The organism is Dactylosporangium sucinum, assembly GCF_014647515.1.
Taxonomy (GTDB): Bacteria; Actinomycetota; Actinomycetes; order Mycobacteriales; family Micromonosporaceae; genus Dactylosporangium; species Dactylosporangium sucinum.
Genome location: NZ_BMPI01000039.1, coordinates 56,844 through 73,321, shown reverse-complemented (window position 1 = coordinate 73,321; position 16,478 = coordinate 56,844). Strand labels below are relative to the sequence as shown.

The following is a 16,478-nucleotide window of genomic DNA, read 5'->3' as shown; positions in this document are numbered from 1 at the left end:
GGATGGCGGGCCTTTCGGGGGTTACCCTGGACCGCCCGCCACCCCACCTCAGGGAGGGCTCACCGGCATCTCGCACCGGTTCGCGTGTTACTGCCAATGAGACGCGCCGGCCCCCGATTTGGTTGCGCTCAGTTCTCTTCGGATTCCGGTTGGCTACGCGCTCGGTCCTCCTGGGGATCCCGGTTGGCTACGGGCTCAGTCCTCTTCGGGATCCTGGTTGGCTTCGGCCCCGAGCACGAACGCCTGCATGGCCAGCTCGTCCCCGGCCGGCCAGACGAACGCGGGCAGCTCGGCCGGCCCCAACTCCCGCACGTAGTTCCAGAAGGCCCGCACGGCTTCCCCGGGCGAGGCGGCCTCGATGGGAAGATCGACACTCACGAGCCACGTCCGCCGCACGGTGTCGACCGGCCGCACACGCTGCTGGATGTCCCGAAAGGCCCGCTCATCGACGGCATGCGCCCCGAGCGCGCCACCTTCTTCGACGGCGGCAACGATCCCGGGCGCGGGCAGCGGCGCTTCGAGAAGATTGACGGTGTACCGCAGCCCGCCGCGACCATCGGCCCGAGCCAGCCCGAAGACGACCGGCTCGTCAACGCCCGCGACAAGCAGCACCTCATCCCCGGCGTCGAGCGAGTCACCCACCCCCGGCACAGCCAAGCTGTCGGCGCCATACAACCGCTCCGACTCGTACTGCTCCGGTGACACAACGACCGCCCATTTCGCCATACAGACATTCCACCACGCTCCCGGCCCACCCTCTCGCGCACTCCCCAGCCCAAGATCACGAAGGCTTTTCGCACCAATAGGTACCAAAAACCTTCGCTATCATGGCGGCGCGCTGCCCGAGACGGCTCTGGGTCACGCAGGCATGGGGATCCATTGGGGACAGCGGCTCGGGCGTGCGGGTGAAGCCTTCGTCGGCCGTCAGCCGTCAGCCGTCGGGCAGTGGGGCGTCGGCCGTCGGTCGTGGGGCGTCGGCAGTGGGGCGTCGGGCGGCGTTCGTGGGGTGTCGGGCGTGAGGCGTGAGGCGTTGGGCGGCGGCCGTCAGGCGTGAGGCGTTGGGCGGCGGCGTCGGGCGTGGGCGTTGAGTGGCGGCCGTCGGGCGTGGGGCGTTGGGCGGCGGGCGGCGGCTGCGGGGATGCGGGGGCGGCGGGTGCAGGCAGCTGGCGAGGCATGCGGTGGGCGTGGGTCGCGGCTCGGGTGCACAGGTGAACTCCGGGCGCTTGCTGTGTAGCCGCCATGATCAATGGAGAGATTTGGCTGTCATGACAGCCAGAAGTTTCCATGGATCATGAACGCGGAGCCGGACAGCCCGCGCAGCCCGCGCAGCCAGGGCGACAGTCAGACACAAAGCGGATAATTCGCCCCGCGCGGGATCTCGGGCAGCCGTGTGGCCGGGGCGACGCGTCAGCCCTTGGAGGCAACGGCCGAGAAGTAGCGCGGCTCGGAAGCATCCGCAGGCGGAAGCAGCGCGGCTCGGAGCGGCGCGGCTCGAAACGGTGTGCGGCGGGCAGCGCGGCTCGAAAGCGGCGCGGCTCCGCAGCGGCGCGGCTCGGAAGTAGCGCGGCTCGGCAGCGGCGCGGCTCAAAAAGCGGCGCGGCTCGGAACAGTGCGCGGCGGGCGGCGCGGCTCGGACAGGCTCAAGGCCCGCCGGCCCCCGGCAACGGCGGTTAGCGGCTCTCCACCGACCAGCCGCACTGGTCGGCCCACTGCTCGGCCCGATCCAGCATGTCGAAGATGAAGTCCGTCTTCGCGCGCGTGTACCCCTCGCGGTCGTCGGCGAAGCGGATCGCCAAGCGGCGCTTCACCTGTGCATACGCGTCCACGGCCAGGTCGTGGGCGCGGAGGAAGTCCACGAACAGGAGCTGGACGCGCTCATGGGACGAGCCGCGCGACGTCACGTGCACGTGGCGGGTGCGCGGCGGGGCGGACGGCCGGTAGAAAGACCACGTCGCGGCCGGGTCGCGGCTGGCCAGGGCCATGCCGGTCGACTCGACGGCCGGTCGGTATGCAGCCTGGTCGTGCTCGTCGGGCACGATCACGAGGATGTCGATCACGTTTTTGGCGGCCAGGCCGGGGACGGCCGTGGAGCCGATGTGCTCGATGCGTAATGCGGCCGGGCCGAGAGCATCCGCGAGCTCGTCGCGGTAATAGGCGAACTTCGCCGGCCAGCCCTGGTCATAGTCGACCAGGTCGAGCGGGCCGCCGAAATCCGCCGCGAACTCGGCCGTCATCTCGCTCACTCTCCAGTCGCTCGCAGGCAGCGCGCCAGGTGCTCGCCGGGTGGTCGTTCGTCGGGGATCATGGCTGGTCGAGCTGCACAAAACAAGAGGCGACGTGATCGTTGACCATGCCGGTCGCCTGCATGAGTGCATAGGCCGTGGTCGGGCCGACGAAACGAAAACCGCGCTTCTTGAGGGACTTCGCCATTGCCTGCGATTCGGGTGTCACCGCCGGGACCTGCGAGAAGTCCACCGGGCGGGCGGGGCGCGGATCGGGCGCGAACGACCACAGGAGCGCGGCGACGCCCTCGGGCAAGTCGGCGGCGGCGCGTGCGTTGGCGATCGCGGCCTCGATTTTGGCACGGTTGCGGACGATGCCCGGGTCGGCGAGCAGGCGGTCGACGTCCGCCTCGCCGAATGCCGCCACCTTTTCGATCTCGAAACCCGCGAAGGCCGTGCGGAAGGCGGGGCGTTTGCGCAGGATCGTGATCCACGAAAGGCCGGACTGGAACGCTTCGAGCGTCAGCCGTTCGTAGAGCCCGTTGTCGTCACGGACCGGCCGGCCCCACTCGTTGTCGTGATAGTCGAGATAGTCCGGCGTCGAGCCGCCCCAGGCGCATCTGGCCAGGCCGTCCGCACCCACCACCACATCCGTCATGCCCCGCAACCTACCTCGCGGCTATGACAGTTTTCCGCTCTCGACCAGCCGGGCGAACCGGCGCAGGGCCGCGGTCAGGCCGGCCTTCGAGCCCGGCCAGAGCACCGGCCAGGCCACCTTGCCGGCGGGACCGGCCGGCAGGTGGAACCACTCGTGCCACACCACCTGGGTCCGGGAGCTGCCCAGCGGGGTGCAGCGCAGCACGCCCGGACCCCGCAGGACCTTGCCGTGGTGGACGACGCGGACCTCGTACGGCGCGTCCACCTTCACCACCCGCATGAGGTCGCGCAGCACCGCCGGGCCGACCTGGGTGACGGCCTCGATCTGGCTGCCCTCGCCGCCGTCGCCCGACAGCACCCGCACGGTGGTGAACGGGATCCAGTCGCCCTGCCGACGCCAGTCGGTCAGCGCCGCGAACACCGCCTCGGCGGGCGCGTTGACGATCACCGTGGCGGTGACCTCGCCGGTGCCGGGCTGTTCCGCCTCGCTGAAGGTCACTTCACCACCGGCGACGGCTGGCCGAAGGAGTCGTCGGCCGAGATCTCCCAGCCGTTCTGCTCCTTGGCCGGCTCCTCGTCCGCGGCGCGCTTCGGGGCCGGCTCCGCCGCCTCGACCGAGTCCGAGGCGGCGGCCGCGCTGCCGCCGGCGCCGGAGACCGCCGCCTCGCGGGCGTCGCGCAACGCGTCGGCGTCCTCGGTCCGGCCCTCGCGCAGCGCCTTGATCTCGGCCTCGAGCACGTGGATGAGCTCTTCCTTGTACCCGATGTCATACCCGGCCCGCCGCAGCGCGGTGTCGACCTGGGCCATCCGATATCCCCGGACCACCGTGTCGAAGCGCAGCTGGCTCACGTCGCCCTCCACCAGGGGGCGGGACGACGGCAGTGGCACGGCGCGCCCGTCGGGCTCATGTCCTTCGATCCCCGGGTCGTCTCCGGTGATCAACAGCGACACGCCGAACCCGATGGCCCCGACGACCACAGCGGCGATCAACACGAGGAGGAACTCAGCCATAGGGGGAATCGTGGCACGCTGAGGAGGCTCGGGCGACCCCGGCACACCCTTCTGCGGCAAACAGGGAGGCCATGCGATGTTCCGGCTGGGCAACCGGCGGTTCGCCGACGGCGACTACGCGGTGATGGCGATCGTGAACCGGACCCCCGACTCCTTCTTCGACCGCGGCGCCACGTTTGCCGAGGACGCAGCGCTGCGGGCGGTGGAGAAGGCCGTCACCGACGGTGCCGACATCATCGACATCGGCGGGGTGAAGGCCGGCCCCGGCGGTACCGTCGATGCCACCGAGGAACTGCGGCGCACGCTGCCGACCGTGGTCGCCGTCCGGGAAAATTTCCCCGACGTGGTGATCTCCATCGACACCTGGCGCGCCGAGGTGGCCCGCGAGGTGATCGCCGCCGGCGCCGACCTGGTCAACGACACCTGGGCCGGGGCCGATCCGGCGCTCGCCGAGGTGGCGGCCGAGACGGGCGCCGGGATCGTGTGCTCCCACGCCGGCGGGCTGACGCCGCGCACGCGCCCGCACCGGGTGGCGTTCACGGATCCGGTGGAAGATGTTGTACTGACAGTGACCGCGCTGGCGGAGCGGGCGCTCTCGCTCGGGGTGCGACGCGACGGCATCCTCATCGACCCGGCGCACGACTTCGGCAAGAACACGCGGCATTCGCTGGCGATCACCAACCGGCTCGGCGAGCTCGTCGCCACCGGCTGGCCCGTGCTGGTCGCGCTGTCGAACAAGGACTTCATCGGCGAGACGCTCGACCTGCCGGTGGGGGAGCGGCTGGAGGGCACGCTCGCGGCGACGGCGGTCTCGGCCTGGCTGGGCGCCCGCGTGTTCCGCGCCCACCAGGTCAAGGAGACCCGCCGGGTCCTCGACACGGTGGCCGCGATCCGGGGTGATCGCCAGCCCGCCGTGTCCCGCCGCGGCCTTGCCTGAGAACGCTACGTCCAGCGCAGGATGTTCTTCCGCCAGGCGTAGAGGATGCCCAGCGCCAGCACCGCGACGAAGATCGCCATCTCGACGACCACCGCTCCGCCGTACCCGGGCCGGTCGAAGATCACGGCCCACGGGAACAGGAACACGCTCTCGACCGCGAACAGCACGTAGAGATACGCGTACACGTAGTAACGGATCTGGGCCTGCGCCCAGTCGCCGCCGACCGGGTCGAGCCCGCACTCGTAGGTCTCGTACTTGCCACTCTGTGTGGCCGCGCTGTCGGCTGATCGGCGCGGACCGAGGAGCCGATTGGCCGCAAAGGCGGCGACGAAAACGCCCGCGCCGACCAGTAGCAGGAGGCCGAGCGTTGCATAACCGCCCAGATATCCACTCACGATACGCACCGTACCCGGATAGTCACGATCTCCGACATGCCGAAACGTGAAACTCTCTAGATAATGGGCCTTCTTGCCGGAGTGCAATCAAGTCACCCCCCGGCCGCCACCGAGTAGCCCCCAAAAAGGACATCCCCTCATGGACGCACCCGCGGCCCACCGCACCCGGTGGCAGCTGCGTGCCGGCTCCCTCGTGCTGTTGACCACCGTGTGCTCCCTGGTCTTCACCGCCCCGGCGCACGCCGACCCGGAGGAGGGCCCATCGGACCCGCCTTCGGTGGAGGTACCGACGTCGAACCCGCCTCCGCCGACGGAGGAACCGACGACCGGGCCACCGCCCACCACCGAGGCACCCCCGACGACCCGGCCCCCGACGAAGCCGCCACCGCCCAGCCCGACGCCCACGCACAACCTGAAGCTGTCCGTGAGCGACATCGTGGTCGGCGACGCGTACTGGCAGGGCGACGGCGCCGCCGAACTGGTCATCGCGGTGCAGAACATCGGCAGCCACGTCGGCGCCGATCAGGTCAACGGCTTCTACGTCCTGCCGAGCGGTGCGCAGCCGGTCGGCGTGTACGGCACCGCCGGCTGCGTCGTCACCGACGTCAAGGCGTTGAGCTTCGGCTGCCGGCTCGGTGAGGGCAAGGTCGGCCGGGTCGTGGTCAAGGTAAACGTCGACGAGAACGCCTGGAAGCTCTCCGGCCCCGGCACGGTCACCGCGTCCGTCCGCGACACGGAGCACAACCGGGACCTCGTGCGCTCCCGCAACTTCACCATCCGGTTCACCGCCCAGCCGCCGACGCCCGGCATCGCGCTGTCGGCCTCGCAGCTCGAGTTGCCGGCCGCCGCCGCCCCGCAGGCGCAGACCGCCCAACTCCAGGTCAAGCTGCGCAACACCGGCGCGGCCAAGGGCGCCGGGGCGGTCGAGCTGGTCACCCCGCCCGGGGTCGACGTGGTGTCGTTCCCGGCCGCCTGCCGGTCGCACCGCAGGATCGCCGAGGACCGCGACCGTTGCGACCTGGGCGACCTGACCGCCGGGCGGGAGGTGGCCGCGACGTTCGGGCTGGCGATCAGTGCCGCCGCGCGCGAGCAGCTGCCGCTGACCGGGGCCGTCCACGGGTACCTGACGCCGGCCGGCCGGCCCGCCGTCGAGACGCGGGCCGACTACCGGATCACCGGGCCGCCGATCGCCGGCGAGTCGCCGCTGCCGACCGACGCGCCGGCCTCGCCCGCCCCCGTCCCGCTCGTCGGCGGTACCGGCGCGGCCCGCCGGGACGACTCGGACAGCAACCTCCTCTCCAGCGAGCAGCTGTCCAGCGCGCCGTTCGTGGTCGGGATCGTCGGGCTGGTCGCGGTCGTAGGCTTCCTCGTGGTGCTCTCGCTGCGCCGGCGGATGAGCGGCGCCGGCCGGGACGACGACGATGAGCTGTCCGAGGACGAGGTGGAGGAGGTCGTGCTGGTGCCGGCCGGCGAGCTGCCGGCGGCGCCGATGCCCCGCTCGCCGATCCCGCGCTCGATCACCCTGCCGCGCCTGCCGCCCGGCCCGGTGGCCGGTTCCGGGTTCCGCCATTCGGACGGTTCATTCCGCGATCCGGGCCGGGACGACGACGATCGGCTGCCGGAAACATCCTGATCGGCGAACCTTGCGGCGCAGGTCAGGCGGATCCGATCGGTATTCGCCCCGCATTCGGCCCTGAGGTGAGACCTGCGCCGCAGGCGGCGGGGCGCGGCCGACGTACCCTCTGGTTGTAAGGCTTCGCTAAGTCGTCGCCCCGACCCCGCCCCGCCGGCACAACAGGAGGTCAGCTCACGTGACCAAGCAGGTCCGCCAGCTGGATCGAGTGGTCATCAGGTTCGCTGGCGATTCCGGTGATGGCATGCAGCTCACCGGTGACCGGTTCACCTCGGAGACCGCCCAGCTCGGCAACGACATCTCGACGTTGCCCAACTTCCCCGCGGAGATCCGTGCCCCCGCCGGCACGCTCCCGGGCGTGTCGAGCTTCCAGGTGCACTTCGCCGACTTCGACATCCTGACGCCGGGTGACGCGCCCAACGTCCTGGTGGCCATGAACCCGGCGGCGCTGAAGGCCAACCTGGCCGACCTGCCCAAGGGCGCCTCGATCATCGTCAACACCGACGAGTTCACCAACCGCAACCTCACCAAGGTCGGCTACGCGGCCAACCCGCTGGAGGACGGCTCGCTCGACGGCTGGGCGGTCGCCCCCGTCGCGCTGACCTCGATGACGGTCAAGGCGCTCGAGTCGTTCCAGATCTCCAAGAAGGATGCCGAGCGGGCGAAGAACATGTTCGCGCTCGGGCTGCTCTCGTGGATGTACTCCCGCCCTCACGAGTCCACGCTCTCCTTCCTGGAGCGCAAGTTCGCCGCGCGGCCCGAGCTCGCCGCGTCGAACATCGCCGCGTTCAAGGCCGGCTGGAACTACGGCGAGACGACCGAGCACTTCGCGGTGCGGTACGAGGTGAAGCCGGCCCAGATGTCGGCGGGCAACTACCGGAACATCACCGGCAACGCTGCGCTCGCGCTGGGCATCGTGGCGGCAGGTGTACGGGCGAAGCTGCCGGTCTTCCTCGGTGCGTACCCGATCACCCCGGCCTCCGACATCCTCCACGAGCTGTCGAAGCACAAGAAGTTCGGCGTGACCACCGTGCAGGCCGAGGACGAGATCGCGGCCGTCGGCGTGGCCCTCGGCGCCTCCTACGGCGGCGCGCTCGGCGTGACGACCACCTCGGGCCCGGGCGTCGCCCTCAAGGGCGAGACGATCTCGCTCGCGGTCGCCCTGGAGCTGCCGCTGGTGATCATCGACGTCCAGCGGGCCGGCCCGTCGACGGGCCTGCCGACCAAGACCGAGCAGGCCGACCTGAACATGGCGATCTACGGCCGCCACGGCGAGGCGCCGGTCGCGGTGCTCGCGCCGCGTTCGCCCGCGGACTGCTTCACCACCGCGCTGGAGGCGGCCCGGATCGCGCTGACCTACCGGACGCCGGTCATCCTGCTCTCCGACGGCTACATCGCCAACGGCTCCGAGCCGTGGCGGCTGCCCGAGGTGGCCGACCTGCCCGACCTGCGGGTCGAGTTCGCGACGGCGCCGAACGCGGAGGATGGGAAGACCTTCCTGCCGTACCTGCGCGATCCCCAGACCCTCGCCCGGCCCTGGGCCGTCCCGGGCACGCCCGGGCTGGAGCACCGCATCGGCGGGCTGGAGAAGGCCGACAAGACCGGCGACATCTCGTACGACCCGGCCAACCACGACTTCATGGTGCGCACCCGCGCGGCCCGCATCGAGAACATCGACGTGCCGGACATCGAGGTCGAGGACCCCGACGGCACCGCCCGCGTGCTCGTGCTCGGCTGGGGCTCGACCTACGGCCCGATCGGCGCCGCCGCCCGCGCCCTGCGCCAGCGGGGCCTGCCGATCGCGCAGGCGCACCTGCGGCACCTCTCGCCGATGCCGAAGAACCTCGGCGAGGTCCTGAAGTCGTACGAGAAGGTCGTCATCCCGGAGATGAACCTGGGCCAGCTCGCCGGCGTGATCCGGTCGAAGTTCCTGGTCGACGCGATCGCCTACAACCAGGTTCGCGGCCTGCCGTTCACCGCCGCCGAGCTGGAGGGCGTGTTCGAGGAAGTGGTCAAGAATGCCTGAGATGCTGAAGCTGACGACCAAGGACTTCAAGTCCGACCAGGAGGTCCGCTGGTGCCCCGGCTGCGGGGACTACGCGATCCTGGCCGCCGTCCAGTCGTTCATGCCGGAGCTCAACATCCCGCGTGAGCGGATCGTGTTCGTGTCCGGCATCGGCTGCTCCTCGCGGTTCCCGTACTACATGAACACCTACGGCATGCACTCGATCCACGGCCGCGCGCCGGCGATCGCGAGCGGCCTGTCGGTGTCCCGCCCCGACCTGTCGGTCTGGGTCGTCACCGGTGACGGCGACGCCCTGTCGATCGGCGGCAACCACCTGATCCACGCGCTGCGGCGCAACGTCAACCTGAAGATCCTGCTGTTCAACAACAAGATCTACGGCCTGACGAAGGGGCAGTACTCGCCGACCTCCGAGCTGGGGAAGATCACGAAGTCGACGCCGGCCGGCTCGGCCGACTCGCCCTTCAACCCGATCTCGCTCGCCCTCGGCGCCGAGGCCACGTTCGTCGCCCGCACGATCGACTCCGACCGCAAGCACCTGCAGTCGGTGCTCCGCGCCGCGGCCGAGCACCGCGGATCGGCGTTCGTCGAGATCTACCAGAACTGCAACATCTTCAATGACGGCGCCTTCGACGCGCTCAAGGAGCCGGCCACCCGCGACGACTTCACCATCCGGCTGGAGCACGGCCGGCCGATCACGTTCGGCAAGGACGGCGAGTGGGCGGTGACCCACCCGCCCGGGGGCTTCGGCCTGTCCGTCGTGCCGACGGCGGAGGTGTCGGCGGACGAGATCGTGGTGCACGACGAGACGGTGGCCGAGCCGGCGTACGCGTTCGCGCTGTCCCGCCTGCCCGGCCTCGACCTGCGCAACACCCCGATCGGCGTGTTCCGCAACGTGGAGCGCCCGGCCTACGACGACCTGGTCCGTGAGCAGCTCACGACGGCCAAGGCGAAGGTGAAGGGCACCCCGGAGGAGGAGCTGGGCGCGCTGCTGAACAGCGGCGACACCTGGACGATCCTGTAGCTTCAACCGGCTCCGGCTCGGTCCGCACGCCGGTCTTGCGTAGACGTTGGTCGATCTACCCTCATTTGGATCGCGAGAGCCGAGGGTAGATCGACCAACGTCTAAGAGGAGCCGGGTGGCGGCGAGCTTGGGCCGAGCGCGAGCCGGGTCCGAGCCGAGCTGGCGTGCGCTGGGTCCGAGCCTGGTCCGGGCGCGGGGCTGGGTCAGGAGCCGAGCCGAGCCGGGCGGTCACGAGCCGAGCCGGGCGGGCGCGAGCCGGGTCAGGCGGGCGCGAGCCGGGTCAGGCGGCCGTCGTCTCCAGCCAGCGGGTCAGCGTGCGCACGCCCCAGCCGGTCGCGCCCTTCGTCAGCTCGCCGTCGGCCGAGTCGGCCCACGCCGGCGAGGACATGTCGAAGTGGACCCAGTTGTCGCGCAGGCCGCCGGTGAACTCGCGCAGGTAGAGCGCGGCGAGCAGCGAGCCGGCGCCGATGTCCGTCGAGTTGACCAGGTCGGCCAGGTCGCCGTCGAGCGCCTCGGCGTAGTCGTCGCTGAGCGGCATCCGCCAGACCGCCTCGCCGGCCGCCTCGGCCGCGCCGCTGAGCTCGGCGGCCAGGGCGTCGCTGTGGCTGTACATCGCCGCCGTCCGCTTGCCCAGTGCGACACCCTGCGCGCCGGTGAGCGTGGCCAGGTCGACGATCACGTCGGGGCGCAGGCGGCGGACTGCGTACGCCATCGCGTCGCCGAGCACGAGCCGGCCCTCGGCGTCGGTGTTCAGCACCTCGCTGGTGATCCCGCCGTAGTGGCGGATCACGTCGCCCGGGCGCATCGCGTCGGCGCCGATCGCGTTCTCGGCCAGCGGGGCCAGCGCGGTGACCCGCACCGGCAGGCGCATCGCGGCCGCGGCCAGGGTCGCGCCGACCACGGCCGCCGCGCCGCCCATGTCCTTGCGCATCAGCTTCATGCTGGCCAGCGGCTTGATGCAGATGCCGCCGGTGTCGAACGTGATCCCCTTGCCGACCAGCACGATGTGCCGCCGGGCGCCGCGCGGGCGCCAGGACAGCTCGACCAGCCGCGGGCCGCGCGTGGAGCCGCGGCCGACCGCCAGGATCGCGTTGAAGCCCTGCTCGGTCAGGGCGGCCTCGTCGCGGACCGAGATCGTCAGCTGCGGTACACCGGTGGCGGCCTTCTCGATCTGCTTGGCGAACCAGGCCGGGGTCTTCCGGTCGCCGGGCATGTTCGTCAGGTCGCGCGCCAGCCGGGTGGACTCGGCGACCGCGCGGGCCCGCTGCAGCGCCTCCGCGTGCTCGGGCGTCGCCTCCAGCCCGAGCGTGACCCGCTTCAGCTCGAAGTCCTCCGCGGTGGACAGCTCGAACCGGTACGAGGCCAGCCAGAGGCCCTCCGCCAGGCCACGCAGTCCCGCCGGGGCGAGCTCAGCCGGTACCACCAGAACCAATGCCGGCTCGGAACGGGCGGACCTGGCCAGCGCCGCGCCCGCCGCGCGCCAGCCGGCCTCCGAGCCGTCGCCGATCCCCACGAAGAGCAGGCGCGACGGCTGGCGGCCCGGGCGGGGCAGGCTGTGCACGGACCCGGCCGACCCGGAGTGCTCGACGTCCTGCAGGAACGCCGCGCACTCGTCGAGGTCGGCCGGGCTCATCCGGAGGCGGGTCGCCTCGCCGAGCAGCTCGACCGCCGCGGAGGGCTCGCCGGACGGCACGACCACAGCGACCGCCGCCGACCCGGTGCGGGCTGTGGAAAACCTGATGTCCAGCACGATGACTCCCATTCGACGAGCACACTGAAGGGAGCGACCAGCTCGGGTCACTCCGGCAAACCTGTCGTGGAAGACCTCAGCCGGTGGCGGTCTTCAGCGCCTCGCTCAGTTCGTTGGCCTCGTCCTTGGTCATCTCGACCACGAGCCGCCCACCGCCCTCCAGTGGGACCCGCATGACGATGCCGCGGCCCTCCTTGGTGACCTCCAGCGGACCGTCGCCTGTCCGCGGCTTCATGGCCGCCATGTTGTCTCCCTTCGCTCCCTGATGTCCCAGACACCAGGTGGCACAGCCGTCCCCGCATGCCCGCGCGCCTGCTCACGGGGCCCCGACCAAGACCCGTTGGCTCCGTGACGAACGCACCAACCGATGATTTTCCCTGATGATGGCCCCAAGACCCAAACCGGGACGCGAACCTTGTGACAACTTGTGGCGCAAAATGCCGATCAACTGTCACAATAAGCGGCCATGCAGGCCCGGTCCGCCCTCTTTGATCTCTATGGCGACCATCTGCGCCCGCGCGGTGGACGGGCCGCCGTCGCGGCTCTCGTGCGCCTGCTCGCTCCCCTCGGCATTGCCGCCCCCGCCGTGCGCACCGCGGTCTCGCGGATGGTCCGGCAGGGCTGGCTCCACCCTCTACGCTTGCCGACCGGCCCCGGCTACGGCATCACCCCGAAGGCGGCACGACGCCTCGACGCGGCCGGTGCCCGCATCTACCGCACCCGGAAGAGCGACGGAGGATGGGACGGGCACTTCGATCTCATCATGCTCGAACCGCCCCAGCATCGCGGCGCGCGGGCGAGACTGGTGGCGAATCTCGGTTTCCTCGGGTACGGCTCGATCGACGGGTCGACGTGGATCGCGCCACGCCCGGGTGAGGGGGTCGACGCCCTGCTCGCGGAGGCCGGCGTGCGGCACGACCGGTTCCGCGCCGCCCATGCCGGCGGCACGACCGGCGCGGTGCGGCTGGTCGAGCGGGCGTGGGACCTGACCGCGATCGGCGCGGCCTACGACGAGTTCGTCGAGCGGCTCACCCCGCTCGTCACCGAGATCGGGCCGGGCGCCACCGACGAGCAGGCGTATGCGGTGCGGTTCACGCTCGTCCACGCGTGGCGCGCGTTCCTGTTCCGTGATCCGCAGCTGCCGCCCGAGCTGTTGCCGGCCGGGTGGGCCGGCACCGCGGCAGCCGCCTTCTTCGACCGGCACGCCGCCCGCCTCCGCCCGGCCGCCGACCGGTACGTTGACCATTGCCTGAGTGTGTGAGAAGGGGTACCGCCATGTCCGACACCCTGCTCGTCGAGCGCGCCGACGGCGTCGCCACGCTGACCCTGAACCGACCCGACGCGTACAACGCCCTGAACGACGAGCTGAAGGTGGCCCTGCGGGACACGCTGGGCGAGATCGCGGAGGATTCGGCGGTACGGGCGGTGGTCGTCGCCGGCGCCGGGAAGGCCTTCTGCGCGGGGCAGGACCTGCGCGAGCATGTCGCCGCGCTGGAGGCCGGCACGGGAGCGTCGCTGTCGACCGTGTCCGAGCACTACAACCCGATCGCGCTCGGGCTCGGAGGCCTGCCCAAGCCGGTCGTCGCCGCCGTGCGCGGGGTGGCCGCCGGGGCCGGCGCGTCGCTCGCCCTGCTCGCCGACTTCCGGATCGGCGGCCCCAGGACCTCGTTCCTGATGGCCTTCGCCAACGTCGGCCTGGCCGGCGACACCGGCATCTCGTGGACCCTGCCCCGGCTGGTCGGCCACGCCAAGGCCACCGAGCTGCTGCTGCTCGCCGAGCCGGTCGACGCGGCGACGGCCGCCCAGCTGGGCATGCTGACCCGGCTGGTCGACACCGACGACGACGTGCTGCCGGCCGCCCAGGCGCTGGCCGCCCGCCTCGCCGCCGGCCCCACCGTCGCCTACGCGCAGATCAAGCGCGAGCTGGCCGCGGGCGGGTCGGGCTCGCTGGCCGACGCGCTGCGGATCGAGGCGGAGGCGCAGACCACCTGCGGCCACACGGCCGACCACAGCAACGCCACGGCCGCGTTCGTGGCCAAGCAGAGGCCGGTCTTCAAGGGAGCCTGAACGGGGGTTTACAACCCTCGAACACTTCGGCCCTACGGTCTTGGGCATGAGCGTTGCCCACCTGCTGCGCCGCGCGACGTTCGGGCCGACCGCGGACGAGGTCGACGCGGTTGCCTCGTTGGATCCGGCGGAGGTCGTCGACCGGCTGCTCGGGCCGCCCCGCGACGACGCCGGGGCGGCGCGCACGCCGCTGCCCAAGCTCGGCCCGGTCGTGAACGAGCGCAGCGACCGGGCCAAGCAGATCCGCACCGTCGCGCTGTGGTGGCTCGACCGCATGACCCAGGCCGAGCACCAGCTGCACGAGAAGCTGACGTTCTTCTGGCACGGACACTGGGCCACCTCCGCCGACAAGGTGAGATCGGGCCCGCTCATGCTCGGCCAGCAGCAGACGCTCTTCCGCACCGCCCTGGGCGACTTCGGCACCCAGGTCCGGGCGATGATCCGCGACCCGGCCCTGATCCTCTGGCTCGACGGGCAGAAGAACACGGTCAAGGCCCCGAACGAGAACCTCGCCCGCGAGCTCATGGAGCTGTTCACGCTCGGTGTCGGCAACTACACCGAGCGGGACGTGCGGGAGGGCGCCCGCGCCCTGACCGGCTGGGTGGTCGACCAGCCCCGCGGCACGGCGACGCTCAACCCGAAGCGCCACGACGACCGGCCGAAGACCATCCTGGGCTCGACGTCGAACTACGACGCCGACGGCTTCGCGTCGCTGCTGTTGAGCCGCCCCGAGTGCCCGGCCTTCATCGCCCGGCGGCTCTGGCTCCGGTACTGCGGCGAGGGCGAGATGCCGTCGACCGCGCTGGATGCGGCGCGAACCGCCGGCACCACCGGCGCGATGCTGCGCACGCTGCTGCTCGCCGACGGCCACACCGAGCTCGTCAAGCAGCCCGTCGAGTGGCTGGTCGGCGCCCTGCGCCAGCTCGGCATCCGCCCCGTCGAGCAGCACCTCAACTTCCTGAACCAGCTCGGCCAGGTCCCGCTGCGCCCGCCGAGCGTCGGCGGCTGGTCGTCGGGCGCGGCCTGGCTGACCACGTCGGCGACCCAGGCCCGGCTCAAGGTCGCCCAGTCCCTGGCCGGGAAGGCGTCGTCGGCCGTGCTCGACCGCCTCACGTCCGTACCCCGGCCCCAGCGCGTCGCCGCCCTGGCCCGCCTCCTGGTGGTGGACCGCTTCACCGACCGCACCACGGCGGCGCTGGCCGCGGTGGCGGGCGACCCCCGCAAGCTGCTGGCCCTGGGCCTGGCCAGCCCCGAGTACGCGATCTGCTGACGGAGGCCCTCCTGTGGACACCCTGACCCGCCGCCGCTTCCTGGTCGCGAGCGGCGTGACCGGCGCCGCCGCCCTGGCCGGCGGCACGGCGTGGACCCTCCGCGACCTCTTCACGACGACCACGTGGGACGACCGCCCCGGCGACGCCCGCACCCTGGTCCTCGTCACGCTGTACGGCGGCAACGACGGCCTGGCCAACGTCATCCCGTTCGCCGCCCCCGGCTACCGCGACGCCCGCCAGGAGCTGGCGTACTCGCCCGACGAGGTCCTGCGCCTGAACGACGAGCTGGGCCTGAACCCGGCCTTCGCCGGCTTCAAGCGCATGTACGACGCCGGCAAGCTCGCCGTCGTCCGCGGCGTCGGCTACCCGAAGCCCGATCACAGCCACTTCCGCTCGATGGACATCTGGCAGACCGCCCAGCCGGAGCGCCCCGGCACGACGGGCTGGCTGGGCCGCTGGCTGGACTCGATCGGCGGCGACCCCCGCCACGCGGTCTCCTTCGAACCGGTCCTCCCTCCTGTCCTCGCCGGCGCGACCACGGCCGGCGCCGCCATCCCGGTGACGGGCCTGGCCCTCCCCAACGGCGTGGCCAAATCGACGCTGACGTCGCTGGGCCAGTCCTCCCCGGGCGAACCGCCGCTGCAGGCCCGAGCCGCCAAGGCGTTCGCGGACCTGGTGGCGGTGGACACGCTGATCCAGAGCGCCGACACCGAGTCCGCCGACGACGAGCCGTCGACGTCGACGGGCACCGGCACCGGCGGCCGCGCCGACCTCCCGGAGCAGCTCGCCCTGGTCGCCCGCTGCGTCGAGGCCGGCGTGGCGACGCGCGTCTTCTCCGTCTCCCTGGGCGGCTTCGACCTGCACGCCGACGAGCGCAACTCGCAGGAGGCCCTGCTCAAACGCCTGGACAGCGCCCTCACCACGTTCGCCGAACGCATGGCCAAGACCGACGCCGGCCGCCGCGTGGTCGTGGCCGTCTACTCGGAGTTCGGCCGCCGCGTGGCCGCCAACGGCTCCGACGGCACCGACCACGGCACGGCGTCGAACATGTTCCTGCTGGGTTCCCCGGTGCGGGGCGGCCTGTACGGCGAGCAGCCCAGCCTCGCCGACCTCGACAACGGCGACCTGAAGTTCACGACGGACTTCCGCTCGGTATACGCCACCCTCCTCCGGGACGTCCTCGACGCCGATCCGGGCCAGATCCTGAACGACCCGAAGCCTCTCGACGGCCTCCTGTAGCGCTCGGTGGTTGGACGGGCGTCACGGTCGCCCGTTTCGTGTGGTCCGGCCGACTCCCAAGCGGTCGCGGTCGGCCCCGGTTCCGGTGCGGCGGGGCCGGGCCGCGAGCGGTCATGCCCGCCCGCTCGCGGCCCGACCAGGCACGCCGCCCCGGTCGACGCGGGGTCCACCGCCGAGGTCGCGCTGGTCCGCCTCGTGATCCGTCGGGCCGGACCGCGGGTCAGGCCGCCCGGACCGCGGGTCAGGCGG

The 16,478-nt window shown here is 71.8% G+C and carries 16 protein-coding genes; 8 read left to right on the top strand and 8 right to left on the bottom strand.

Translation table 11 applies throughout. The annotated features are described in order from the left end of the window. Positions 1 to 195 precede the first annotated feature (195 nt). From IEZ31_RS33920 to IEZ31_RS33900, 5 genes are all read right to left on the bottom strand, one after another. Positions 196 to 726 (bottom strand): hypothetical protein, encoded by a 531-nt coding sequence (locus tag IEZ31_RS33920; RefSeq protein ID WP_190254136.1) that lies wholly within the window; start codon positions 724 to 726, stop codon positions 196 to 198. Between the two features lie 944 nt (positions 727 to 1,670). Next, positions 1,671 to 2,234, bottom strand: coding sequence for a GrpB family protein (locus IEZ31_RS33915; protein WP_190254135.1), 564 nt, complete (start codon positions 2,232 to 2,234; stop codon positions 1,671 to 1,673). A gap of 67 nt (positions 2,235 to 2,301) precedes the next feature. After that, on the bottom strand, positions 2,302 to 2,880 hold the full coding sequence (locus IEZ31_RS33910) for a DNA-3-methyladenine glycosylase I (protein ID WP_190254134.1): 579 nt from the start codon (positions 2,878 to 2,880) through the stop codon (positions 2,302 to 2,304). Between the two features lie 21 nt (positions 2,881 to 2,901). Further along, entirely contained in the window at positions 2,902 to 3,378 is a 477-nt protein-coding gene (locus IEZ31_RS33905; RefSeq protein ID WP_190254133.1) for an SRPBCC family protein, read from the bottom strand. Beyond that, a complete protein-coding gene (locus tag IEZ31_RS33900; protein ID WP_190254132.1) occupies positions 3,375 to 3,890 on the bottom strand; it encodes a DivIVA domain-containing protein in 516 nt (171 codons plus the stop codon). The genes IEZ31_RS33905 and IEZ31_RS33900 overlap by 4 nt, the downstream gene beginning before the upstream one ends. 76 nt (positions 3,891 to 3,966) lie before the next feature. Between IEZ31_RS33900 and folP the strand changes: the two genes are divergently transcribed. Next, on the top strand, positions 3,967 to 4,827 hold the full coding sequence (folP, locus tag IEZ31_RS33895; RefSeq protein WP_190254131.1) for a dihydropteroate synthase: 861 nt from the start codon (positions 3,967 to 3,969) through the stop codon (positions 4,825 to 4,827). 5 nt (positions 4,828 to 4,832) lie between these two features. Here folP and IEZ31_RS33890 read toward each other — a convergent pair whose 3' ends face one another. Then, on the bottom strand, positions 4,833 to 5,222 hold the full coding sequence (locus IEZ31_RS33890) for an NADH-quinone oxidoreductase subunit A (RefSeq protein WP_190254130.1): 390 nt from the start codon (positions 5,220 to 5,222) through the stop codon (positions 4,833 to 4,835). 139 nt (positions 5,223 to 5,361) lie between these two features. Between IEZ31_RS33890 and IEZ31_RS33885 the strand changes: the two genes are divergently transcribed. The 3 genes from IEZ31_RS33885 to IEZ31_RS33875 all read left to right on the top strand — a co-directional run bounded on the left by IEZ31_RS33885 (position 5,362) and on the right by IEZ31_RS33875 (position 9,902). Further along, on the top strand, positions 5,362 to 6,855 hold the full coding sequence (locus IEZ31_RS33885; protein ID WP_190254129.1) for a hypothetical protein: 1,494 nt from the start codon (positions 5,362 to 5,364) through the stop codon (positions 6,853 to 6,855). A gap of 178 nt (positions 6,856 to 7,033) precedes the next feature. Beyond that, a complete protein-coding gene (locus tag IEZ31_RS33880; RefSeq protein WP_190254128.1) occupies positions 7,034 to 8,881 on the top strand; it encodes a 2-oxoacid:acceptor oxidoreductase subunit alpha in 1,848 nt (615 codons plus the stop codon). After that, positions 8,874 to 9,902 (top strand): 2-oxoacid:ferredoxin oxidoreductase subunit beta, encoded by a 1,029-nt coding sequence (locus tag IEZ31_RS33875; protein WP_190254127.1) that lies wholly within the window; start codon positions 8,874 to 8,876, stop codon positions 9,900 to 9,902. Before IEZ31_RS33880 ends, IEZ31_RS33875 begins: the two co-directional genes overlap by 8 nt. 280 nt (positions 9,903 to 10,182) lie before the next feature. Here the strand turns inward: IEZ31_RS33875 and IEZ31_RS33870 are convergent, their stop codons facing one another. Then, positions 10,183 to 11,652, bottom strand: coding sequence for a leucyl aminopeptidase (locus IEZ31_RS33870; RefSeq protein ID WP_373294734.1), 1,470 nt, complete (start codon positions 11,650 to 11,652; stop codon positions 10,183 to 10,185). Positions 11,653 to 11,728: 76 nt separating this feature from the next. Then, a complete protein-coding gene (locus IEZ31_RS33865; protein ID WP_081971220.1) occupies positions 11,729 to 11,896 on the bottom strand; it encodes a DUF3117 domain-containing protein in 168 nt (55 codons plus the stop codon). 222 nt (positions 11,897 to 12,118) lie between these two features. Between IEZ31_RS33865 and IEZ31_RS33860 the strand changes: the two genes are divergently transcribed. The 4 genes from IEZ31_RS33860 to IEZ31_RS33845 are packed head-to-tail and all read left to right on the top strand — an operon-like array spanning position 12,119 to position 16,229. After that, entirely contained in the window at positions 12,119 to 12,913 is a 795-nt protein-coding gene (locus IEZ31_RS33860) for a PaaX family transcriptional regulator (protein ID WP_190254126.1), read from the top strand. 14 nt (positions 12,914 to 12,927) lie between these two features. Then, the gene (locus tag IEZ31_RS33855) at positions 12,928 to 13,719 is read left to right on the top strand and encodes an enoyl-CoA hydratase-related protein (protein WP_190254125.1); all 792 of its coding nucleotides are present in this window, start codon (positions 12,928 to 12,930) and stop codon (positions 13,717 to 13,719) included. 46 nt (positions 13,720 to 13,765) lie between these two features. Continuing rightward, positions 13,766 to 14,989: a DUF1800 domain-containing protein gene (locus IEZ31_RS33850; protein WP_190254124.1), complete on the top strand. Its 1,224-nt coding sequence runs from the start codon at positions 13,766 to 13,768 to the stop codon at positions 14,987 to 14,989. Between the two features lie 13 nt (positions 14,990 to 15,002). Next, on the top strand, positions 15,003 to 16,229 hold the full coding sequence (locus IEZ31_RS33845) for a DUF1501 domain-containing protein (RefSeq protein ID WP_190254123.1): 1,227 nt from the start codon (positions 15,003 to 15,005) through the stop codon (positions 16,227 to 16,229). The last annotated feature ends 249 nt before the right edge of the window (positions 16,230 to 16,478 follow it).